Below are 22,501 nucleotides of genomic sequence, written 5' to 3'. Positions count from 1 at the left end.
AGTCCTAGCCCTCAGCAGGACGGAGCCTGGAGCCTAGACTGGAAATATTCTTCTCCCCACTACAGCCATAAGCACGTGATGAGTCAGCCTGTAACCATCTACAGGCTGACTTTTTTTGTCTTACGTTTAATTAGCCCCGACTGCTACAGTTTTTGCTTGATGATCACGCACCGCCTGATTGCTCGCCGCCATAAACGCCTGTGCGACCGCCATCAGTACATCTCGATGCTCGGCAACTCCTTTAAAATGACTTCCGTTGGCGCTGACCGTCACGATCGCTTCGCCTGTCGCATGCTCCCCCGACGACAATGAATACAGCTCCATGTCCGTAAACTCCACATCGAACGGCAGTGCCTGCTTGATGCCTGCCACTAATGCCTCAACAGGTCCTTCTCCGGTGCCAGAGTATGCTTGTTCTTCTCCCGTTACATTGTTCGTAATTGTGCAGGAAGCCATTCGATGTCCGGATGTCCCGGTAAGCACTTGTGCATTGACCAGTGTGAATGGCTCCAGTACCGCGTTCACGGTATGTCCTACCAGTTCAAGCAATTGATGGTCTTGGACAACTTTTTGCTTGTCAGCCAGCTCTTTAAATTGGACGTACAGAGCCTCCATCTGTTCGTCGGTCAGCTGTATCCCGAATTCGTTTACGCGGTGTTTGATGGCATGGCGGCCGGAGTGCTTTCCGAGAATGATCATGTTACGAGGCACACCCAAGCTCTCAGGGTCCATGATTTCGTAGGTGCTGCGCTCTTTTAAGAGACCATCCTGATGAATTCCCGCTTCGTGCTGAAAGGCATTGCGACCGACAATTGGTTTGTTGAAAGCAATCGGGAAGCTCATGGCACGACTTACCTTTTGTGAAGTGGTGTAAATGTGCTCCGGTCTGATGCCAGTCTCGGCATCCAATGCTTCTTTGCGCGTCTCAATTGCCATCACCAGCTCTTCCAAGGAGCAGTTCCCTGCTCGCTCACCGACCCCGTTGACCGTTACCTCAACTTGGGTGACCCCAGCGCGAATCGCAGCCAAACTGTTTGCAACTGCGAGTCCCAAGTCATTGTGGCAGTGTGCACTGAACTCTACCCTGTCGCTGCCACGGACGTTTTTCATGACACGAGTGAACATAGCCCCATACTCTTCTGGCAGTGCGTACCCTACCGTATCGGGGATGTTGATAATGGTTGCCCCTTCTTCAATCGCTGCCTCGATCATCTCGAACAGGAATTCATCGCCTGTACGAGTCGCATCCATCGGGGAAAATTCGATCCGGTCTACAAACTGTTTGCCGTACGCAATCATTTCGCGGGCGATCTTAATCACCTGCTCTCTCGACTTGCGGAGTTGAAAGTCCAGATGGATGCTGGAGGATGACAGGAACATGTGGAGTCTGCGACGCTCTGCCGCTTGTGTAGCCCGAACGGCAGCGTCGATGTCCTCTTTCACCGCACGAGCAAAGCCACAGATTTCCACGCCGTGCACCTCTTGCGAAATACGTTGCACCGCCATGAAGTCCCCAGGACTGGAGATTGGGAAGCCCGGTTCAATGACATCCACGCCGAGGTCTGCCAAATGCTTTGCTATCACGATTTTTTGCTCAGGCGAAAGAGACGCTCCCGGCGCTTGCTCTCCGTCACGCAGTGTCGTATCAAAAATATGGATTCGTTTGGTCATGGGTAATGCCTCCTCAATTTTCAATCGTATTTTCCGTAGTAAAAAAAGCCCGCCGTCTCCATATACAAGAGACGACAGGCTTTTGGCTGCCGCGGTACCACTCTCGTTGATCCCCTCTTTTTTCAGAAGAGAATCCACCTCGCTGTCCCGATGACGTGGGACGATCCGTCAAGATCTACTGAACGTTTTCAACCTTGCCGCTCCCGGGTGAGATTCGAGCATTTCCTGACTGCGTCGCACCTACCCGCAGCTCTCTGGACAAGAAATTTGCTTTACTAGCTCCCGTTCTTCGCGTTTGTTCTATGTCGTTGTGAAAATCAGAAAATCAAAAAGGCCTGCCATCTCTATCGAAGAGACGACAGACCTTGTCTATCGCGGTACCACTCTCGTTGACCCCAGCTACTCGCCAGAAATCCACCTCATGTACTGATCCTAGTCGATCAGCACAACCCGATCACGGAGGTTAACCGTCAGAACTTACTGCTCGATGCAGCGCTACATCTCGTTCAGTCCTGCCGCTCCCGGGCGAGCTTCACTGGCTTCTCTGACTGCGTTGCACCGTCCCGCAGCTCTCTAAACAGATCAGTCCACTTACTGTTCCCGTTCTTCGCGTTATTGTTATTATTGTTTGAAATTTTATTCGGTTTACATCTGGTTGTCAATGGAGGCTAGCAATAAAAATAATTTTAATAACCCAATTAATTGAACCCTCTCACCGAGCTGCGGCCGAACTGTCTGTAATAAAGGCAAGCGAGACCCAGTATCACGAACACTAAAGCGGAGTAAATATTGCTATAGACCGACGCTCCTGGATAGCTATTGAGCAGATTCCAGCTCACAGCAGCTCCTCCATCAATCGACTTGCCGTACAAGGTAGCTGCAAGTGCACCTGCAATAAAGTTCAGCATCGCCAACAGTCCCATACCGACACCGATCTGTTCCTTCGGTAGCGACTGCGAGATTGCGTTTGACATCGAAATCATTATAAACGATAGTCCGACATTGCCAAAAATCAGAAAAACGGCAATGAGGAGCGGGGATACTCCCGCAAAGGAAGAGAAGAGGACAAAGCTGCTCAAAAGTAGCGCAGACGCTGTGTAAAATAAATACGAATTCCCTTTCTTATCTGCAAGTATCCCAGCCTTTTTCCCCAAGAACGCAGTCACAATTGCTCCTGGTACCATGACAAAGCCAATGAGCTCCGGTTCCAAATGATTCACATTGGCCAACAACTGCGGACTAAGAAAAGCGAACGAATAGCCACTCCCTATCATCAAAAAGGCAATGACCAGCCCGAGCGAATAGCGTTTGCTCCGGAATAAGCCAGGGCGAATAAATGGTTCTGCCGTCGTCCGAATTCTTACCAAAAACAGAAGGAATGAGAGGATGCACCCCAGTGCGAGCAACAAGCTCTGATTCGTAATAGCCAGCAGAAGCAATGCAATCGTTATGGCGAGAAGCCCACCACCGATCCAATCCATTTTGACAGCCTCCCGCTCCTCCTCCTCCATATACTTACGGAAAAAAGGTACGGCAAAAAGCGTAAACAACGGCATGCAGAACAGCCATCTCCAATCGAGCAGACTGACCAGCAAAGAAGAAAGAACGGGACCTAATGCGCTACCGATTGCCATCCCAGTCATGGAGATCCCTAGAGCTCGCCCCCTACTCTCTGGGGGAAAATAGCGCACCGGAATAATGGATGATGTCGCCGGAACAACCGCAGCTCCTGCTGCCTGCACAATTCTTCCAAAAAGCACCATGCCATAATTATCGACGAAAAATCCGATAAGGGAGCCGATGGCAAACAGAATCAATCCGAATGTAAGCAAATGTTTGAGCTTATAAGAATCAGCCAGCTTTCCGTACATCACGGTTCCAACCGCATAGATTAACAAAAAGGCTGACGTCACCCAGCTTACTTGGCTAAAGGATAAATGAAACTCCGCCCTGATTTGCGGTAACACGATATTGAACATCGTAGCACTCATCACCGTAATCATGAGCGTAAACACGAGTACGCGAAGAACTTTTTCAGCAGATTGCTGCTGTGGTTCGGTTTGCATATTGGAAAGACACCTCTCGTTATCACCGATTTCTTCCCGGGAAGGTGATTGTTGGCCTTGCTAGATGTAGTTTATAATGATTTTAAAATAAACGAAAATATATCTTTTGATATGTAGTTGATATACCTGAGTATATGGAGTTGAATCGAATGGAATTGTTGCAATTGCACTATTTTCGAACAGTGGCCAAGTGGCAGCATATGACGAAAGCCGCCCAAGAGCTGCGGATTGCTCAGCCTGCTCTCAGCAAGACCATTGCTCGGTTGGAGGAGGATGTCGGGGTTCCGTTATTTGACCGCGAGCGAGGACGTATTCGGCTAAATACGTTTGGGAAGGCATATTTGGAGCGTGTAGATAAAGCACTGAACTTGTTGGAGGAAGGTCAAAAAGTCGTATCGGATCTGGCCGGAATGGAGCATGGTCGTATTCATCTGGCAACGTCGACCTTGGATCTATTATCAGAACCGTTGGGCAAGTTTCTCGCCCTCCATCCCGATGTGCATTTCCAGATCACGCAAGCCACCATTGAAGAAATGGCACTCCTCTTGGAATCAGGCGAAGTGGATATTTGCTTCACGCATTTGCCGATCAAGCTACCGGATATTTTGACTACACCCGTATTGAAAGAAGATATTTACGTAGCTGTCCCACGCACACATCACTTAGCCAAGCAAACCAGTATTCGACTAAGCGAGCTGGCCGAAGAGTCCTTTATTGGATACAGGGAGGACTTTCCCATCCAAATGCTGTACGATCAGTTCTTTCAAAAAGCAGGGATTGCCCCAAAATTCGCTTGTCGGGTAGATGATCCCGGTTCTATCCAAAAGCTGGTCCGCGCAGGTCTTGGCATCGCCTTATACGGCTGTATCAATCGAGAGGAAGACCCTCATCTTGTCATGCTTCCGATCGAAGACCCGATCTGCCAGCGACATTTTCAAATGATTCGGCACGAAAAAAGATATCTCTCTCTGGCAGCACGCAAGTTCAGTGATTTTATCGTCCAGTACTTTGCTCTAAACTCTTGAAGAATCCCCCCTTTCCAACAGAAAAAAGCCTGGCATCATTCGCCAGGCTCTTCCCCTACTCTTGTTTTCTTTTTTTCATGCGTAAAATAATGCCGTCAATGAGCAGTCCAATCCCCGCTCCGTAAAAAGGGGCCGCAAACCGAGTTCCTTCAGCAAGCGGCAGGTCTTTCAAATACACGATAAACACGCCGACAATAAAACCGATCATCGTGTAGCGCAGCCGGGTCGCCCCCATCAAACGACACTCCCTTTCACGCTACTTCCCGAATTTATTTGGCATTTTCATGTTTTTCATCGTACGGCTCATCTGTTTGAGCTGCTTTTGGTTGAGATTCATCCCCATTGAACGGGCCATGGCTTGAAGCTGCTTTTCGTCCATTTGCATGTTGGACATTTGTTTTTTCAATAAATAAGTCCCTCCATAAAATCCACCAGCGAGACCAATTAACAATGTGACAATTGGAATTACCCAGTTGTACCAAGCCATCAATACATTACCATCCTCTATACGTAATTATGAACTCTTTTATTGTACCATAGTTGAGCTATCTTCTGTAAATTGTGATTAGAAAACTTGGAAAATGAGAACACTGCCCTCAACCATATCTTTGTCTCAAGCATATTCTAATAGCAAGAGGTGAAACAACCATGACTCCAATTGTAATTCTGGACGCTGGACACGGTGGCAGCGATCCTGGCGGAGGCAACAACGCGCAATTTACCGAGAAAGATATGAATTTGCAAATATCGCTCTATCAATATAATCGCTTTTTGGCCCTAAATATTCCTGTCGCGATCACACGGAAAACCGATGTGACCTTGACAAGTGAGGCACGTACTGCTCTGGTTCGAAACAGCGGTGCTCGGTACTGTATATCCAACCATATTAACTCAGGTGGCGGCCGAGGCTCCGAGGTCCTTTACTCGATTTACGGCTCCCCAACCTTTCCCCAATTGATCCAGGATGCCCTGGCAGCGGAAGGGATGCCGAATCGACGCATTTTTACGCGGACACTGCCAGATAATCCGCGGCTCGATTACTACTTCATGCACCGGGAGACTGGCAGCGTGGAGACGGTAATCGTCGAGTATGGCTTTGCCGACAATGCTTTGGACGCAAATAAACTACAGCAGGATTGGCGAGATCTCGCAGAAGGCGTAGTCCGGGCATTTTGCACGTATGCTAAACTTCCCTACCAGCCCCCTACGGCTCCTACTTCCACACCAAAACCTACTGCAGCACCGACCCTTGCTCCAACCACTTCCCCTGGAAACGGCGGAGGGAATGTTCCTGACTGGAAGCAGGAAGCCGTCAACTGGCTGTATGATCAAGGCTTTTTAACAGACGAACAATGGCGTCAGCAGCCTGACCAACCTCTGCCGCTCTGGGCACATGCTGTCATCCTGAAGCGTTTATTCGAAAAGCTCAAACCGTAACGTAACTTCTTCGTTTAATCATTTGCCTTAAAACGGGTAAGCGGCGTATCCGTTAAGCCCGAATAGTTTCTTTTTGCTGGCACACTCACCAATTCGTCCTCTGGATAGCGGTAGGCGGTTAACATTCCGCCGAACACACATCCTTGGTCGATGTTGATGGTGCCATTTTTTCTTTTTGGTTCTGGATGCGGATCATGTCCCCATACGATTATGGGCGAAGTCACTTTTCGTTCTTTTGCCCATTCTCTGCGGATCGGACGCCCATCCGGTCCCGTCCCTGCCACATCACCATATCGGCAAAACGTGTAGACCGCAGGCGAATCCATCCCTATGTAATCATCGCGAATCCCCGCATGAACGGCGACCGCTACTATTTTTTCATTTTGTTTGATGATCATGTGAGAAGGAGAAGAAAATAGCAATCTACGACTCTGCTCACGCAGTAAGGAGGCCTTCTTCGGTCCGTATTCTTGCTGATACAGCCGAATCTCCTCTTCTACTTTTTCATCTCCGTGAGCCAATGTCACCGGTCTACCATCCAACCAGCGAGCTACTTTCCACCCGTGGTTACTATCTACCATCTCAGCCAGGCCTGCCGTGACATGTTGGTGAAAAAATTGCAGCATTTTGATTGAGTAAGGTCCACGACTCGTGATATCACCGAGGGAAAGGAGCTTTCGGCCGTGGGGATGGCGATATGTACCGTCTGGGGTTTGTTCATATCCCAAGCGTTTGAGCAATTCTATAAATTCGTCGTAACAGCCGTGAACATCGCCAACGATATCTACACCATTGTCAGCCGAAAGCACCTTGGAGCGTGTTTGAGGTTTGTGCCTCATAGCTCGTCCCTCCTTTCCGTTATCTCTCATTCGTTACTTACTATCTTTACCACATCTTCGAAAAAAACTCACGGTTTGGGTACAAGAAAACTGTTTAAACAAGTAAACGCGCGAAAGAGCCCCTATATTTACTGAGGAGCTTTTTGGCGCGGTTACCTATAAAACGGTGCTATGTGATTAGCCTAAGCTATGCGTATGCACGTAAATGGCCGCTTGCGTTCGATCCTCCACGTTCAGCTTGGCAAGAATGTTGCTGACATGAGTCTTGACCGTTTTGATCCCGATAATGAGCTCATCAGCAATCTCTTGGTTGGACTTGCCCTGACCGATCAGCTTCAAAACCTCCAGCTCGCGCGGCGTCAGTTGCTCATGGGGATGGGACTCTTGACCGTGACGGAAACGGGCCATGATTTTTCCTGCTACCCTCGATTCCAAAACTGGCTCACCCGCCGCAGCAGAGCGAATTGCCTTTGCAATCTCGGCTGCACGCGAGGTCTTTAGCAAGTAGCTGAATGCCCCCGCTTCAATGACCGGATATACCTTTTCGTCATCAATAAAGCTAGTCAAGACAATAACCTTACTGGATGGACAGCTTTCACGAATACGCCGAGTCGCTTCCACACCGCCGATGCCTTCCATGACTAAATCCATCAAAACGACATCCGGGCGCAGCTCTTGCGTCATCCGCACCCCTTCTTCTCCACTGCCTGCCTCTGCTACGACTTCGATATCGTCCTCTGTAGACAAATAAGCAGCCAGACCCATCCGAACCATTTCGTGATCATCTACCAGTAGTACCCGAATCACCGAGCCTTCACCCTTCCCGTTCCGTCTGTGACATTAGAGGAATACGCACCTCAATTTGCGTCCCCTTCCCAATTGCCGAGTAAATCTCCATGGAGCCTCCGACCTCTGCTACACGCTCCTGCATGCTGCGTAAACCGTAGGACGTCATTTTCTCCCCATCCGGATCAAAGCCAACACCGTCATCCGTTACTCGCAGGCGAACCTGCTCTTGCAGCGTAAACAGCTTTACTGTAATCTGGGTAGCTCTGGCATGCCGCAATGTATTGGACAAGGACTCCTGCAAAATGCGGAACAAATGATCCTCAATTCCACTCGGCAAGCCTTCGACGTCTTCGATCTCCCACGTCAGCTGCATGGTATTTTTACGCGTCAGCTCATCTAAAAGTTCCAGAATGGCTTCCTTTAATGACTTGTTTTGTAACGTAGCCGGGCGAAGATGCAAAAGCAATGCTCTCATCTCCGCTTGTGCAGCTGCTGCCATCTCTTCGACCAATTCAATCTGCTGGGCTGCACGTTGAGGATTCTTTTCTACAAGCCGCTTCATCGCCGCAGTCGTCATGGCGATGGCGAACAGCTGCTGGCTGACTGCGTCATGCAGTTCTCTTGCCAATCTCTGTCGCTCCTCTGTTACCGCTGCATGCTTCAATTGTTCTGCCAGAGCCGCATTGTGGTTCGACAGCCGCTGCAAGGAAGCTACTTGCTCTTCCCATTGCGAAGCCAAGCGATTGATCTGCCATCCTAATTCGCCAACTTCATCGACGCCCAATTCGGGAACCCGATACGACAGCATCCCGCGCCCGAGCTTCATGGCAGCTTCCCACAGTACACTGAGTCTCTTTTTCAATAAATTGCCGATGATATAGGAAATGATCAATGCCACTAAGACACCTGCAGGCAAAGAAACAACAAAAGCAGCAAGCTGAATCAAGCCCTCTGGATCAGCGGGCAGATTGATGCCTATATATTCTGCAAGCCACCACACGAGGTTGCGGTCGCTGATTATTTCGTTGTACCACCGATGAATCCCGGGGTGATCTCTCCAGAGAAAGTATAGCCAAAAGAAACAAATAAACGCGGCAGTAACTGCACTGACGGCCAGTAACATGCCATAGCGCACGTATTGCCACTGAATACTTGCCAATCGCTGTCGACGCATCCGCCAGTACCTCCTAGATGTACTTGACTTTTATATCGCCGACAAGCAGCGAGATATGCAAGTTTACTTTTTGCAATGCTTCATCATACTGATCAGAACGAATCTTAACGCTGCGGTTGATACCTCCCTGACGGTGGCTTAGCACCTCCAGGTCACCAATACTCAACCCTGCCGTTACCGATACAGGAAGATCGACCGGCACATAAATCGTCACATCTCCTACCCAGCCCTCTACAACAAGAACCGCTTCATCCCGCATCAACACTGCCCGGGATAGATCAATCACAACATCCCCGATTCCATGCCAGACATGCAAATGATTCAGTTCAAAACGCCCGGAGGTCAGGTGATAATCCCCAATCAGAGAACTGCGGGAATCTTTTGGCAACATGTCGTCAGGTGATGAAGACATCCTTTCGTGATGAGGAATTTTGCCACCAACATGCTTCCATTTGTTCCAGCTGTCTACCCAAGGGCGTTCCGCTGTTGAAACGTTCACGTCATTCGGGACACTCGCATCACTAGTGAAAATCGTCTCCGCAGCAGATGGGGTCCCACTCTCGCCCAATGGTTGATTCACACGGTTATCTCGTCGGCTGTTCTTGCCCCGAATCAACTGAAACCCGAAATAAATAAACACGATTGGTACTGCAATCTGGAACAAATCATCAATCCCGACACCAAACCACATATCCATCGCGATGATGGTCCCCAGGGAGAATAGAATCCCTCCGCCAATCCGATTTTTCTGCCCCCACAAACGAAGGCCAAAATAAATAAGCACCATCGGCCACAAATCAAACAGACCGAATGAAATGATACCCAAACTGTCTAACAAAAGACCGATTCCCGTAAAAATAATCAGGACACCAGCCAACATTTTGTGCAAACGGGACAGTTTCACAAAAGTCTCCTCTCTCACGCCCCATGCTGATCGTTTTCACTTTGACCATTACGACATGTATAGATGAATGCAGGCGGAATGTTCAACAGGGTAAAGTCGATCTTGACCCGGGAAAAACGATCCTGCAACTCAGCCTGGAGTTGTAGCGAATATTGGAATGTAATAAATAGGCCCCCTGGCTTCAGTACAGATTGAACTTCGTCCAGAATTGCTGCCCGCAGCTCTTGAGGAAAATTGGCGAATGGCAGACCTGAGATAATGACATCTGCACCTGCAAGGTCCTGCTCCTCCAAGTAAGACCTAAGTTTAGTCGCTTCCTCCCTGATAGAAAGATCGGGAAAACGTGATTGAAGCATAGAGCGAAATTGGGAATCTCGTTCCACGAGCACGTACTGTGTGCCGGGACGCAAGCGCTGATAGATCGTTTGGGTAAATGCCCCTGTACCAGGTCCCAGCTCCAGGATCACATCGGTTGAAGCCCAATCGACGCTTTTCAACATTTGCTCACATAAAAAACGAGAGCTGGGGATTATACTACCGACGCGTCCAGGCTCAGCGATAAACCGGCGCAAAAAGACCAAGAAGTCTTGCAAGAATCGTACCTCCTAGGGGAAAAGCAGCCTGATGTACACAGGCTGCCGAATTGACACAATCTATTCTACACCTTGTCCCCCAGTTCCTGTTGGATTAGGATTGTACTGGTTTGGCTACCGGTGTTTTCACTTCATTAATGGATGCTTTGATGCTGGCAAGTTCTGCATCGAGATCATCCTTTTCCAGTTCAGACAAAGCGTTTTCCCAAGCGCGGTTCGTTTGGCGCCATTGCCCACTCATTTGCGCTTCTGCTTCCATGCGCATGACTTTTTCCTCCATGCGGGCGAAGCCACGGCCTGCGGACTGATTGCCGATACCGACAACTGCTTGATTGACCTGCTTTTGTGTACGAGCTACTTGTGCACGTGCCATCAATGTGAACTTTTTCGCACGCATTTTATAGAACTCTTCCTTCAGCTCAGCCAGCTTCTCGCGCATTTGCGCAGCTGCCTCGGATGCTGACAGGTAGAGAGTTTCATATTCCGCTGCACGGCCTTCGTACTGCTTCTTGTCAGCGAGTGCTCGACGTGCCAACTCGTCTTCTCCCTCAGTCAAGGCGAGCTTGACTTGACGATCGCGTTTTTCGATCAGGGCATTGGCTTCGTCCAATTGCTGACGGAATTTCTTCTCCAGTGCAACCTGACGGGCAACCGCTACTTCAACTTGTCCGATTTCTACTTCCATGTCACGCATATATTGATTCAGCATCACTACCGGATCTTCCATCGAATCCAATGCATCATTCACCGAAGCTACTGTCAGGTCACGCAAACGTTTAAAGATACTCATTATTTTTTCCTCCTCATCATATCACATCATATTGTTCATCCAAAAGACTCTTGCGACATAGGCGTTACTGTGGGCGTCTTCTTACATTTCTCTCCCAAGTGTCCAGCGTATCTTCCTTTAATACTTTTTGGGCCCATTCACGCTCCCAAGCAGGTGGCGCTTGTTTAGGTTCTTGGCTGGGACGCAGTAAGCGATATCCCAGATAAATCACCCCAATGGCCAGAAGCGCGTGAAACAGTAGGTCAAGCTTGCCAATCAACATCAGGAACCCGAACAGGAAGACTAGGATTCCCCAAAAACGTGAACCGGTTTGTCCCATGATCTTTTTGGCACCGTATATCATGATCACACCGGGAATGATGAACCCGAGCAAGTCTCCGATATCGATACCCACCAGATCTAGAAGAACCAACCCACCGACTAGCAGCAGAACCAGCCCGAGTAGAACTTTGCCAGACCGTTCGCTCATTACTCGCTTACCTCCATTCGTTTTGCATGTGGTGCTTGTGGAACGTTATGCCCTTATTGTAGCCCTCGGTATAGGCTTCCCATAACGGGCGTGCGGTTGGTTTTTCCCTCCGTCCCTGGACGGAGACAATTTCCTGCCCTAATCGGACGAGCTGTCCCGTAAGGCAGAACCAGCCCGGGTCGAAAAGCGGCTTGCACTGTCGAACGAAAACGTTACAGCATTTGACGGTATTTATGTGACGAATATGTGAACGAACAGATAAAAAGAAGGAAAAACAGGACTGAAGTAGAATCTTCGTAAGAGTGCGTGTAAAAAAACATCGAAAAATAGCCGAATTCCGCTTGGCGGAAACGGGGGAACCACGTTTTTGGGGTGAATGGTTGCTACTCCTAGCAGCCTAGGGCGTCCTTTCGACCGAACCCTTCAGCTAACCTCGTAGGCTCACGAAGGGAGCAGTTTCTTTTGCGCAAGGTCGTTTTATCTTTATTTATGGCTGGATTGCTTGCTATGGGGGCAGGCGCTGCACAGGCTGCTGAGGAGAATTCTCTCCATGAAGTAGTCAGCGACTTGTACGGTACCCCTTACAAATCTTCCGGCTCGTCCAAAAAGGGCTTTGACTGCTCCGGTTTCACGCGCTACGTATTTGATGCGTTAGGTGTAGACCTGCCTCACAATTCTGCTTCCCAGTACGAATTAGGTACAGAGGTAGCCAGAAAAGATTTGCAGCCAGGCGATCTCGTATTCTTCAATACGAACGGCCGCAGCATTTCTCACGTGGGTATCTACATTGGAGACGGCACATTCGTGCACTCGGAATCTGGTCGTGGAGTCGTCAACACCAAGTTGAACGATCCATACTACTGGAGCAAGCGGTATGTAGGCGCCAAGCGTCTCAGCGTTCCTGTTCTAGCGAAAGCAGAAACTCCGAAAAAGGAAAAAGCGGTGCAAGCTGCATCGTTGCCGGAAAAACCAGCTCAAAAATAGTCATTCGGCAAAATAATAAGAGCCAGGGACACTACGTCTCTGGCTTTTTCTGACGAAATTTAGTACCTGGTCTAAAGAGGTACCCTCACATATTAGAACAACTTAATAACTTACGGGGTTTCTTCCCCTGATCAGGTGAAAGCATGTTATGATAGACAAGACCCATTCTTTGAATGGTATTCCTTATTAATAGAAGTAACTGGGGGTTGTTCCGGTGAAAGATCACATTTTAATTGTCGATGACAATCTGGAGATTATTGAACTGCTAGAAGACATTTTGGAGAACGAGGGCTTCACCGTTTCCTCCGCAGAGAGCGGAGAAGATGCACTCTCGCTGCTCAGCCGAGGAGAGCGTCCCAACCTGATCCTTTTGGATATTATGATGCCCAACATGAGTGGCTACGAGCTCTGCTCCCAAATTCGCCGTGAGTGGGATTTACCTATACTGTTTCTCAGTGCAAAAGGAAAAGCGGTAGATAAGGTAGTCGGCTTCGAAATCGGCGCAGACGATTACATCACGAAGCCCTTTGATACAGAAGAGCTGCTCGCTCGCATTCGTGCCCACCTTCGTCGCTATGAGCGCATTCGCAAGCATACCGAAGAGCAGCCTGAGAAGGAAACAGCTTCTTCTCCGATTACAGTTTTGAAATTCAAGGACCTGGAAATTCATAAAGAAACGTATTCCGTTTATGTATGTAATCAAAAAATTGAGCTCTCTACCAAAGAATTTCAACTGCTCACCTTCCTCGCAGAAAATGCGGGCATCGTCTTTACTAGAGAGCAAATTTATGACCGCGTCTGGGGGATATGGTTATGGCTCGCTCAATACAGTGACCGTCCATATCAAAAACCTCCGAGAAAAGCTGGAAACAGAACGTCAGTTCATTAAAACACAATGGGGGACAGGCTACGTATTTATCGGGGAGAAGCTTTAAATGAGCTTACGCAATAAAGTTTTGCTCTCCTTCATTGCCTTGATCACACTCAACATCTTGTTGTTTAAATTTGTTTTTCAAGACATTATTGTCGCTCAACTCAAAAATGATCGGCATAACCAGTACCAGGCTGAGAAGGATGCCGCAGAAAAGGTCATGCTCAATCAACTGCTTCTCGTCAGTAATTTCAAGGACCCAATCGAACGCTTGGAGCTTGAAAAGCAGTTGCCAGACGACGTGATGTATCGCATGCTCGTGAAGGATGCCAATGGAAACACCATCTACAGCAAAACATCACGCGCCTATAATTTGAAAATGCCTTCTCCCTCCTCATCAAACCGTGGCGATTCTTTCAAACAAAGTGACCTCAAAGTCGTAGCTGAGTACCATTTTCAGCAGGAGCCACCACGTACAGGAGAGATCGTTGTTTATTTCTACACAGATGATTACGATATGATGGAGACGACAGGGGTTTCCATGATGCTTTGGTTTATTTACGGAAGCATCAGTCTGGTGGGATTGGTTCTGCTCGCTTTGTTCGTTCGCTGGATACTGCGCCCCGTGAACGAATTATCGCGCGTCACCCAAGAAATCCAGGAAGGAAAGCGGCTGGTTACATTTACGTATCGATCGCATGATGAATTTGGGGAACTCTTTCGATATTTCGGGGAAATGGTGGATGAGCTTCGTCTAGCGGAAGAAAGACAGGCCGAAATGATTGCTTCGATCGCCCACGACTTCCGCACACCTCTCACCACGATTAAAGGATATGCGTCATATATCGGCTCCGGTCGTGTGACGGATATGACCAAAATACAGAAACAGATGAGCAAAATCGAGCTAAAAACGACGGACTTGGAAAAGCTGCTAGATGAGTTGCAGGACTTCACCACCCAAAGCTCCGAAGTCCGACTCAACATTAACCGCATTCATGTCAAAGGCTTCTTGAGAGGAATCATTGAGGACTATTTGCCAAGAATCAAAGAGGCAGGCCTTACCTTTCAATGGAAGCTGCGTATCTCCAATGAACTGCACATCGAAGCGGATGAGACCAAGCTGCGCCGTGTCATGGAAAATTTGTTGAACAACGCCATTCACTACAACAAACCGGATGGCTCCATTTACCTTACTTGTGATCAACGAGAAGGACATGTCCTTTTTACTGTAATCGACAAAGGAGAAGGAATCGCCTCTGAAGACTTGCCGAAGATTTTCACCAAGTTTTATCGGGCGGAAAAATCACGAAATCGCAACAGTGGCGGTACAGGCTTAGGCTTAACAATTTGCAAGAGCATCGTCCGGCTTCACGGCGGAGATCTGATGGTAAACAGTGAATTGGGAATGGGAAGCAGTTTCTCCTTCACCATCCCCTTCTTCCACGGGTAGCTTTCACAAGCTACCCTTACTTTATATAGATTTATTCTCAGTTAATTATTTCTTTATATTTTACTAGTAAAATAATTTTTGTAAGCATGTTGCTTTCAGTGATAAATAACCCCCAGTTCGGTATCTGACACAATCGGCGAAACCGTAGTGATAAGATGCCTCTTTTTTTGTTCTCTATTTCCATTTTTTTCTATATTTTCTCCAGACGCATCGGCAGTCCGTTCTTGGGACGCAAGGTGACCAACGGCTCGGGTTCCACTACCTGGTTCGGTTCAGCCAGTCGTAGTCGATATCGCTGTGCAATCGTCGCCAGTAGCAAAGCTGCCTCCATCAAAGCAAAGTTATTCCCGATACAAACACGCGGCCCGCCACCAAACGGGAAATAAGCATAGGTTGGATTTCTTTTTAAAAGGTCGCTGTCAAAACGCTCTGGAATGAATTGTTCAGCCTGCTCATAATAGCGTGGATCACGGTGCATGACATATTGGCTCATCATCAGTGTTTCCCCAGGCTTGTACGTATGACCGCCGATCTCAACCTCATCTACTACTTCCCGGTTAATCGTCCATGCCGCAGGATAGAGCCTCAGCGTTTCCTGTACAATGAGATTCGTATACTTCAGCTGTGGAAGATCCTCGACTGTCGGCAGCTTTTCACACAGCACCGTCGACAGCTCGTCATGCAGCTTTTTCTCCACCTCGGGATGAGTAGCCAGCAAATAGAAAATCCACGACATCGTATTCGCAGTTGTCTCATGGCCAGCTACAAAAATGGTCATGACCTCGTCGCGCACCTGCTCGTCTGTCATTCCTTCCCCATCATCTTCATCACGCGCCGCCAAAAGCATCCCCAGCAAGTCCTTGTGCTCTTCTCCTTCACTATTACGCCGAGCTTCGATCAAAGAGTAAATCGTTTTGTCCAGCAGCTCACTCGACTCCAGGAACTCCCGATTGCTTTTGGTAGGTACGGACAAAGGAATGTCGATAAAAGAGGAGCCTTTGTTTGCCACATATTTCAAACCGACATCGATGGCATGTCCAATCTGATCGGCGCCTTCCTTGACGGTTTTGCCAAACATCGTCTCCGTAATAATCGCCAGCGTTACTTTCATCATGTCCGAGTGAATATCGCGCAGCTCCCCGGTTTTCCAATCCGACATGAGATCAACTGCTTGCCGGACCATCACGTCTCCGTAGCTGGCGATACGTTCTCTATGAAAAGCTGGCTGCATAAGCCGCCGTTGTCGCAAATGCTTTTTTCCTTCACTGGTAAGAATTCCATCTCCTACAACAGCTCGCGCAACCTGTAGTCCTTTCCCTTTTCGAAAATGCGCCTGTTTGCTGACCAAAACCTCTTTGATGTGATCCGGATTCGTTAACAGATAAATATGGCGGGAAGGACCGAAGCGAAAATGGACGACTTCTCCATGCTCTTTTGCAGCGTCGCGGATGAATTGAAGCGGCGAGCGGCGAAACGCCATCAAGTTCCCTGAGATTGGAAGACCTTTTGGGCCAGTGGTCGTGATATTCATGCGTCTCCTCCTTTTTACATGCAAAATCCTACCGATAGTATCCGGCACGAATAGGAGATTATGCGAAAAAAAGCCACCCGAACTTCGGATGGCTTACGAAATTTTTTGTTTATCGTGTAACAGGTTGATCTGTGCGCAACAGACGAGAAGCAATCAGTCGTTCGCGTACCTTGATGCCGATCAGAGAAGCCAGAACTGCTTTGACAACCCCTACAATGAGGAAAGGAGTTACACCAAAAGCGACAGCGGTATCCCAAGGAATGTCCATGACGTATTTGAGCTGTACAGTACCAAAAGCGAGTGTGACAAACATGCCAATGATATTGGCAATAATGGCATTTTTCAGGTTGAATCTTGTTTTCTCCAAGTAGAGTCCGGTCACATAAGCGGTTGCAATAAACCCAAATATGTACCCGCCGGATTTCCCGACCAATACTTGCAATCCGCCTTTCGCCTCGCTGAATACGGGCAATCCGACTGCACCGAGCAAAACGTAAATAACCAGGGCCAGTGTCCCGTATCGTCTTCCCAAAATGGTCGCCGTCAGTCCTACTGCTAACGTCTGCGCAGTAATCGGAATCAACGGCAAAGGAATCGTCACCTGTGACAATACCGCTGTCATTGCAGCAAAAATGGCAGAGAGCAACAGCCATCTTAAGCGTTCGTTTCTCATGCGTACTAGCCTCCGTTTTGTTAACTAAAAATGTTATAAGGTTAACAAAATAATAATACGCATCTGCCCTTTTGTAAATCCCCGTTCTGTCGGCTTACCTTTTTGCTTGTTGAACCATGTATAGCTGCAGCTTTTGAAGTGACTGAACCGTATGATCGATTAATTCGTTCAAGTCATCGATGTTGCCTTCATCAATTTTCCGATGGAAGTCCAGCGTCACCTGATTGGTTATCTGCTTCGGCGGCCAATCGATTCGATGTTCCTCAAGCGTTGCCGATACTTTCTGTGTAATGTACGGTCGTTGCCCCCAGATGTCATTGAGAATCGATGTGATTTCTTTCGCTTCTGCGGGCACATCTCTGTAATTTTCCATCTGCAAATAAAAATGAATGCAAATCGTACATCCGATATGATCTGTCAACGGCTGTTCTAGCTGCTCGGCTGCAATATCCGCTAACTGGGTACGAAGCTGCATCTCAGCGCGGACAGCATGATCATGTTGATCAGCCAGCTTGAACTCAATCTGAAACTGTCGATGGAACGTCGCCATATCCATGACATCCGAACGGTTCGTAATCGTGATTGCCCCTTCGAAGTCTCGGTCGTATACCGCACCTTCCAACACAACCCTGATATTGTCAAAAACAAGCGGATGAAACATCTCGCGCCCTCCTTTTCCCAGGCATTCGGGCCCTTTCTTTTACAGTATATAGCATGCCTGCTTTCTCCTTGTTTTGCAAGCAGACCGACTTCCCCATGGCGGCGCCTTCAGGAGAGTGGTACCATGAGAGTGATCCAACCTTTGAGGTGACAGCCATGTTTTTAATCGGAATTCTAATCGTTGTTGCAATCCTTGGTGAAATTATTCATCGTTTGAATCCATGGAAAAAGCCGGAACCGGTCTATGAGGATCTCGTCGCCCAAATCAAACAGACAGACTGGTACCAGGAGTTGTCTCGTGATCAGGCGTGTCGGTATGTTCTGGACAACGATCCGCATGTCGAAGCCTACTATGCGAGTACGTATGAAGCCAAACGTCTCCTTACACAGGAAGGCTTTCAATTGGGGCTGATCGATTACGTAAAGCAGGAAGCTGCAAAGCACGCCGATAAACCGCGCTGACATGCGAAAAAGCCGTTGTTATGGAACAGCGGCTTTCTCTTTGAATCAAAAAAAAGGTATACCTCCCATGGCTTTGCCCTGTGGTACACCTGTTTTATCCAGTATTCATGTTCGAATTAGCGTTTTTGATGATAGTATTTGTAAGCGTCAAAGGATGCTTGCTCTTGGCAAGGTGCGCATTCTGTTGCATACGATTCAGCTTGTTCATGAATCATCTGACCGCATGCAGCACAGCATTTTGCTTCGAGATTGCGAAAGAAAGTAGTGATCGGCGTCATGATTAAACCCCCCCGCGTGTTATTATCTGTATTGTATTACAACAGCATCTGTTTTATAAAAGTTTGTTATAATACATTACGCCGATTTATCTTTCTCTCTCGCTCATTCTCTCTTTATTGCTCCTTTTTTCGCTGTATTCATACATTTTTGCAAATTCCGCATCTGTTGTAACACAAAGGCCTAAATCAGCAGATTGAACAAATATGGATCATTCGTAATCTCTACATAGCGGATACCATGCTGCTTCATCCGACTGACTAAAGGCTGATAATCATCTTTGCATTTCATTTCAATCCCAACAAGCGCTGGGCCATTTTCTTTGTTGTTCTTTTTCGTATACTCAAAGCGTGTGATATCATCGTGCGGCCCCAGTACTTTTTCCATAAACTCTCGCAAGGCTCCGGCACGCTGTGGGAAATTGATAACAAAGTAGTGCTTCAAGCCCTCATGCAGCAGGGAGCGTTCCTTGATCTCTTGCATCCGGTCAATGTCGTTGTTTCCCCCGCTGATGACACACACTACGTTTTTCCCGGCGATTTGATCCCGGTAGTAATCGAGAGCGGCAATCGACAGGGCACCTGCAGGTTCTACGACAATGGCATTGCTGTTATACAACTCCAAAATGGTTGTGCATACCTTGCCTTCTGGTACCAGCACGATGTCATCCAGCAGTTCATGACAAATACTCATCGTTAGCTGCCCCACTTGCTTGACGGCTGCACCATCGACGAACTTGTCAATTTCATCTAAGGTGACTACATCGTTTTGCTCCAAAGCGGCTTGCATCGAAGCTGCTCCTGCTGGCTCCACACCAATGATCCGTGTGTGCGGGCTGATGCCTTTTACGTACGTTCCCACACCCGCTGCCAATCCACCTCCGCCGATACTCATAAAGACGAAATCAGCTGGCTCTTCCATGTCGTTCATAATCTCCAGACCGACTGTTCCTTGTCCAGCTACTACCAATGGATCGTCAAACGGATGGACAAAGGTCCGATCTTCCTGAATGCAATACTTCATCGCCTCTGCGAATGAATCATCAAAGGTGTCCCCGATCAATACAACCTCTACATAGGAACCGCCAAACAGCTTGACCTGCGATATTTTTTGACGTGGGGTGGTCGCTGGCATAAAGATCGTGCCCTTGATTTGCAAATGGTTACACGAGTAGGCTACACCCTGCGCATGGTTGCCCGCACTTGCACAGACGACACCACGCTCCCGCTCCATTGTGGAAAGATTCCGCATAAAATGATAAGCACCGCGGATTTTGAAGGAACGAACGACCTGCAAGTCTTCTCTTTTCAAATAGACGTTGCAGCCGTAGCGCTCAGACAGTACTTTGTTTTTTTGCAAGGGAGTCTTCTCCACCACGTCTTTTAATGCATGATTGGCTACTACGATATCTTCCACTCTGACCGTATGCATATATATGTTCCTCCTAAGTACCTTCTCTTTTGTTGTCCGGACCAGACAAATCAAAAAGCCCCCGCCCCAACCAGCTACGCATAAATTGCGTACGGCTGGCTGAGGCGAGGGCATCGCGGTACCACTCAGCTTCTCTGTCTTCCTCACGAAAAACAGACTTAGGCAGTTCACTATGAAACTCCCGTCCGATAACGAGGACGAATTCGTTGTCCTATACTCACTGGCTAGACAAGCTGATTTTCCAGGACAATGCTCCAAGGTGATTTTCAAAACAGGCTGGCGACCATTCTTTCAGCACGGGGAACGGCTCTCTGCACGCTGCTTTCTGTTTCTACTCTTCCTTTTCAACGCTCATAGATACGAACTATTCGAATTAGTTAAACATTCTACGCCGAAACCCACTAGTTGTCAATCTTCTTGTTATTCGGCAGGAATATACTCCCAAAAGTCCGAATGGATAGATCACAAGCATTCGATCGGAGGTGACCTTTTTTGAGAAGCTACGGCCACGTACATGATCACTCTTATCCCGAGACAACTTCCAAGCACAAAACCGTTCCTGTACAAAAGCAAGCAAACCTTCTCTCTCTAGCTTCCAGAGACACACTCGCACCTGCACAGGTCATGCAGCTCCAACAAAGCATGGGCAATCAAGCAGTCCTGCAATTGCTTCAGAAAAAAGTGATTCAGCCTAAGAAAAATGAAACAGGCATGCCTGATGCGCTCAAATCTGGCTTGGAAAGACTTTCTGGAATTGATTTGTCTGATGTAAAAGTACACTATCAGTCGGATAAACCGAAACAGATCGGGGCGTTGGCCTACGCACAAGGCACTGATATTCATTTGGCGCCCGGTCAGGAACAGCATCTTCCCCATGAGGGCTGGCATGTCGTCCAACAAATGCAGGGACGTGTGAAGCCTACGCTGCAAATGCAGGATTCAGGTGTTGCGGTTAATGATGAGGTGGGGCTAGAGGACGAAGCCGATCAGATGGGGGTTAAAGCTTTGCTGGTGGGTGATCCTGTAATTGATTCGGGTGATTCTCAAGCTCTTGCAGCGATTTCTCCGCCAGCAAGCAAACCGATACAGGGAGTTTGGGCGAAGATACCGGGTATACCGAACAAGGTCAACCTGAAAACATTGACAGGAGAATTTTCCGCATCCGGCAAGCAGCTTTACTTGCTTTCTGAAACCGGACAAAAATACGAGGAAGTTTCCAGAAAAGATGACGATCTGATCGTCAAACCTTACGTTGAACCGGTTACTACCTCCAGAATCCGTCCTTTTTATCAAAATTGGACTCCTGCCCAGACGACCAACCTATCCATAGACAGTGGATTTGGGCCAGTAGGTGCTATGCATAATCGTAGTGCCCCCTATCTAACATCCAAGCAAGAGGATTTTGGAGGCGCGAAACTAGGGACTACCTACAAGGATTTTATCAGGGGATTGCGAGACGGGAGGAATACATCAAAATACGATGCTACTCTGGCGGAAGCCCTGCTCAATGAAGATATCAGCCTATTAGATTCCGACCTGCAAAAGCGAGCTGCCGCTATGCTGAGCACAACCGTTAACCTGGCGGAAGAATGGCGAAAACATGGGGCAAGCAAAATTTATCGTTCACTCCTTAGGAAAATCATAGCGGAAAAAGCCACATTTGATGACTTCTTACGAGATTTTGAATTCATCCAAAGCGCTGATGCGGGGCGTCAACAGGTAGCTCGTTATCAAGATTATTTCGATGGGGAAATGGACTACGAAGATTTGACTCCCACAGATCAAGCGATAATCGATCATATGTCTCCTGTCCGTGAAGATGATTTCAGCTCAGATGATGAACAGCGTGAGGAAAAAAAGCTGAAATCGAAGGATCGATTATTTGCAAAGCGCTACCAGCAAGAAGATGAGGATGATGGCAACAACTAGCTTGCGTCAAAAGACCTTCTAAAACATGATCCGCATACAACAAAAACGGGTCCCCTTTCGAGCCAATGCACTCAAATCGGTACCCGTTTTTCTCTTTGCTACATCCTATACTGCTTCGTAAATCGCTTCGTAACGCTTGCCGATTTCTTCATCAGTCAAACCAGCTTCACGCAGACGGCCGATCAGTGCATTTGCCCAAATCTCTGTGCGCTGCGCCATTTTTGCGTATTTTTTCGCTTCCTTGATTTTGCGCTTGGAACGATCTTCACCGTTTGACTTGAGGTTGTCGAGGATGAACAGCATGTGCATCGTATCTTCCTCGTTCAGCGTTTGCCAGCTATCATTTAGAAACGCAGTTACCTTTTTGTAGTAGCCATCAAACTCATCAAAAGAAATCTCAGTATCCATGTTGAGATATTCTTTCATTTTTTCAAATAGATCTTGCATCTAGCGTCACAACTCCCTCATTATTCTCCG

23 protein-coding genes, 1 pseudogene, 1 riboswitch and 3 other annotated features are annotated in these 22,501 nt (G+C 48.0%); of the genes and pseudogenes, 7 read left to right on the top strand and 17 right to left on the bottom strand.

Features of this window, described 5'->3' with window-relative positions; all coding sequences use genetic code 11:
* Positions 1-126 precede the first annotated feature (126 nt).
* Positions 127-1,671: a 2-isopropylmalate synthase gene (locus tag C7R94_RS03125; RefSeq protein WP_106778429.1), complete on the bottom strand. Its 1,545-nt coding sequence runs from the start codon at positions 1,669-1,671 to the stop codon at positions 127-129.
* 64 nt (positions 1,672-1,735) lie between these two features.
* Positions 1,736-1,970: a binding site (T-box leader), on the bottom strand.
* 49 nt (positions 1,971-2,019) lie between these two features.
* Positions 2,020-2,288, bottom strand: a binding site (T-box leader).
* An 81-nt stretch (positions 2,289-2,369) separates the two neighbouring features.
* Positions 2,370-3,737 (bottom strand): MFS transporter, encoded by a 1,368-nt coding sequence (locus C7R94_RS03120; RefSeq protein ID WP_106778428.1) that lies wholly within the window; start codon positions 3,735-3,737, stop codon positions 2,370-2,372.
* A gap of 149 nt (positions 3,738-3,886) precedes the next feature.
* Here C7R94_RS03120 and C7R94_RS03115 point away from each other — a divergent pair, with 149 nt between their 5' ends.
* On the top strand, positions 3,887-4,762 hold the full coding sequence (locus C7R94_RS03115; RefSeq protein ID WP_106778427.1) for a LysR family transcriptional regulator: 876 nt from the start codon (positions 3,887-3,889) through the stop codon (positions 4,760-4,762).
* A 55-nt stretch (positions 4,763-4,817) separates the two neighbouring features.
* Here C7R94_RS03115 and C7R94_RS03110 read toward each other — a convergent pair whose 3' ends face one another.
* A complete protein-coding gene (locus C7R94_RS03110; protein ID WP_012684743.1) occupies positions 4,818-4,997 on the bottom strand; it encodes a hypothetical protein in 180 nt (59 codons plus the stop codon).
* Positions 4,998-5,018: 21 nt separating this feature from the next.
* On the bottom strand, positions 5,019-5,249 hold the full coding sequence (locus C7R94_RS03105) for a YneF family protein (RefSeq protein WP_047073685.1): 231 nt from the start codon (positions 5,247-5,249) through the stop codon (positions 5,019-5,021).
* 161 nt (positions 5,250-5,410) lie between these two features.
* Here C7R94_RS03105 and C7R94_RS03100 point away from each other — a divergent pair, with 161 nt between their 5' ends.
* The gene (locus tag C7R94_RS03100; protein WP_106778426.1) at positions 5,411-6,199 is read left to right on the top strand and encodes an N-acetylmuramoyl-L-alanine amidase family protein; all 789 of its coding nucleotides are present in this window, start codon (positions 5,411-5,413) and stop codon (positions 6,197-6,199) included.
* A gap of 14 nt (positions 6,200-6,213) precedes the next feature.
* Here C7R94_RS03100 and prpE read toward each other — a convergent pair whose 3' ends face one another.
* The 7 genes from prpE to C7R94_RS03065 all read right to left on the bottom strand — a co-directional run bounded on the left by prpE (position 6,214) and on the right by C7R94_RS03065 (position 11,757).
* A complete protein-coding gene (prpE, locus tag C7R94_RS03095; protein ID WP_106778425.1) occupies positions 6,214-7,038 on the bottom strand; it encodes a bis(5'-nucleosyl)-tetraphosphatase PrpE in 825 nt (274 codons plus the stop codon).
* A 177-nt stretch (positions 7,039-7,215) separates the two neighbouring features.
* Positions 7,216-7,845 (bottom strand): response regulator, encoded by a 630-nt coding sequence (locus C7R94_RS03090; protein ID WP_007721557.1) that lies wholly within the window; start codon positions 7,843-7,845, stop codon positions 7,216-7,218.
* Between the two features lie 7 nt (positions 7,846-7,852).
* Positions 7,853-9,001 (bottom strand): HAMP domain-containing sensor histidine kinase, encoded by a 1,149-nt coding sequence (locus tag C7R94_RS03085; RefSeq protein WP_047073679.1) that lies wholly within the window; start codon positions 8,999-9,001, stop codon positions 7,853-7,855.
* Positions 9,002-9,014: 13 nt separating this feature from the next.
* Complete coding sequence (liaF, locus tag C7R94_RS03080; RefSeq protein WP_047073677.1) at positions 9,015-9,905, bottom strand: cell wall-active antibiotics response protein LiaF; 891 nt, start codon at positions 9,903-9,905, stop codon at positions 9,015-9,017.
* Positions 9,906-9,919: 14 nt separating this feature from the next.
* Positions 9,920-10,498 carry a class I SAM-dependent methyltransferase gene (locus C7R94_RS03075; protein ID WP_047073675.1) on the bottom strand — a complete coding sequence of 193 codons (579 nt, stop codon included), beginning with the start codon at positions 10,496-10,498 and terminating at the stop codon, positions 9,920-9,922.
* Between the two features lie 94 nt (positions 10,499-10,592).
* The gene (locus C7R94_RS03070) at positions 10,593-11,288 is read right to left on the bottom strand and encodes a PspA/IM30 family protein (protein ID WP_106778424.1); all 696 of its coding nucleotides are present in this window, start codon (positions 11,286-11,288) and stop codon (positions 10,593-10,595) included.
* A gap of 64 nt (positions 11,289-11,352) precedes the next feature.
* Positions 11,353-11,757: a LiaF transmembrane domain-containing protein gene (locus C7R94_RS03065; RefSeq protein ID WP_047073672.1), complete on the bottom strand. Its 405-nt coding sequence runs from the start codon at positions 11,755-11,757 to the stop codon at positions 11,353-11,355.
* Between the two features lie 318 nt (positions 11,758-12,075).
* Positions 12,076-12,215: riboswitch (cyclic di-AMP (ydaO/yuaA leader) on the top strand.
* 4 nt (positions 12,216-12,219) lie between these two features.
* On the opposite strand from C7R94_RS03065, the gene C7R94_RS03060 reads away from it, so the two are divergent.
* From C7R94_RS03060 to C7R94_RS03050, 3 genes and pseudogenes are all read left to right on the top strand, one after another.
* Positions 12,220-12,741, top strand: coding sequence for a C40 family peptidase (locus C7R94_RS03060; RefSeq protein ID WP_047073670.1), 522 nt, complete (start codon positions 12,220-12,222; stop codon positions 12,739-12,741).
* 214 nt (positions 12,742-12,955) lie between these two features.
* Positions 12,956-13,676 (top strand): annotated as a pseudogene (locus C7R94_RS30935) (response regulator transcription factor).
* Entirely contained in the window at positions 13,677-15,062 is a 1,386-nt protein-coding gene (locus C7R94_RS03050; RefSeq protein ID WP_106778423.1) for a sensor histidine kinase, read from the top strand.
* A gap of 190 nt (positions 15,063-15,252) precedes the next feature.
* Here C7R94_RS03050 and C7R94_RS03045 read toward each other — a convergent pair whose 3' ends face one another.
* The 3 genes from C7R94_RS03045 to C7R94_RS03035 form a co-directional block, all read right to left on the bottom strand.
* On the bottom strand, positions 15,253-16,593 hold the full coding sequence (locus C7R94_RS03045) for a cytochrome P450 (RefSeq protein ID WP_106778422.1): 1,341 nt from the start codon (positions 16,591-16,593) through the stop codon (positions 15,253-15,255).
* Positions 16,594-16,702: 109 nt separating this feature from the next.
* On the bottom strand, positions 16,703-17,266 hold the full coding sequence (locus C7R94_RS03040) for a biotin transporter BioY (RefSeq protein WP_047073662.1): 564 nt from the start codon (positions 17,264-17,266) through the stop codon (positions 16,703-16,705).
* Between the two features lie 94 nt (positions 17,267-17,360).
* The gene (locus C7R94_RS03035) at positions 17,361-17,927 is read right to left on the bottom strand and encodes a hypothetical protein (RefSeq protein WP_106778421.1); all 567 of its coding nucleotides are present in this window, start codon (positions 17,925-17,927) and stop codon (positions 17,361-17,363) included.
* Positions 17,928-18,022: 95 nt separating this feature from the next.
* On the opposite strand from C7R94_RS03035, the gene C7R94_RS03030 reads away from it, so the two are divergent.
* Complete coding sequence (locus tag C7R94_RS03030) at positions 18,023-18,388, top strand: hypothetical protein (protein ID WP_233220464.1); 366 nt, start codon at positions 18,023-18,025, stop codon at positions 18,386-18,388.
* 116 nt (positions 18,389-18,504) lie between these two features.
* Here C7R94_RS03030 and yhfH read toward each other — a convergent pair whose 3' ends face one another.
* Together yhfH and ilvA are read right to left on the bottom strand one after the other, a co-directional pair.
* Entirely contained in the window at positions 18,505-18,666 is a 162-nt protein-coding gene (yhfH, locus tag C7R94_RS03025; protein WP_007721579.1) for a protein YhfH, read from the bottom strand.
* 181 nt (positions 18,667-18,847) lie between these two features.
* The gene (ilvA, locus tag C7R94_RS03020) at positions 18,848-20,095 is read right to left on the bottom strand and encodes a threonine ammonia-lyase IlvA (RefSeq protein WP_106778419.1); all 1,248 of its coding nucleotides are present in this window, start codon (positions 20,093-20,095) and stop codon (positions 18,848-18,850) included.
* Positions 20,096-20,192: 97 nt separating this feature from the next.
* Positions 20,193-20,452, bottom strand: a binding site (T-box leader).
* A gap of 135 nt (positions 20,453-20,587) precedes the next feature.
* Between ilvA and C7R94_RS03015 the strand changes: the two genes are divergently transcribed.
* Positions 20,588-22,024 (top strand): eCIS core domain-containing protein, encoded by a 1,437-nt coding sequence (locus C7R94_RS03015; RefSeq protein WP_199197913.1) that lies wholly within the window; start codon positions 20,588-20,590, stop codon positions 22,022-22,024.
* A 105-nt stretch (positions 22,025-22,129) separates the two neighbouring features.
* Here the strand turns inward: C7R94_RS03015 and C7R94_RS03010 are convergent, their stop codons facing one another.
* On the bottom strand, positions 22,130-22,471 hold the full coding sequence (locus tag C7R94_RS03010; RefSeq protein WP_047073653.1) for a hypothetical protein: 342 nt from the start codon (positions 22,469-22,471) through the stop codon (positions 22,130-22,132).
* Positions 22,472-22,501 lie beyond the last annotated feature (30 nt).

Origin of the sequence: Brevibacillus sp. NRRL NRS-603, from assembly GCF_003013445.1 — a bacterium.
GTDB classification, from domain to species: Bacteria; Bacillota; Bacilli; order Brevibacillales; family Brevibacillaceae; genus Brevibacillus; species Brevibacillus formosus.
The sequence above is the reverse complement of the archived record's forward strand: the minus strand, read 5'-3'. Positions and strand labels throughout refer to the sequence as shown.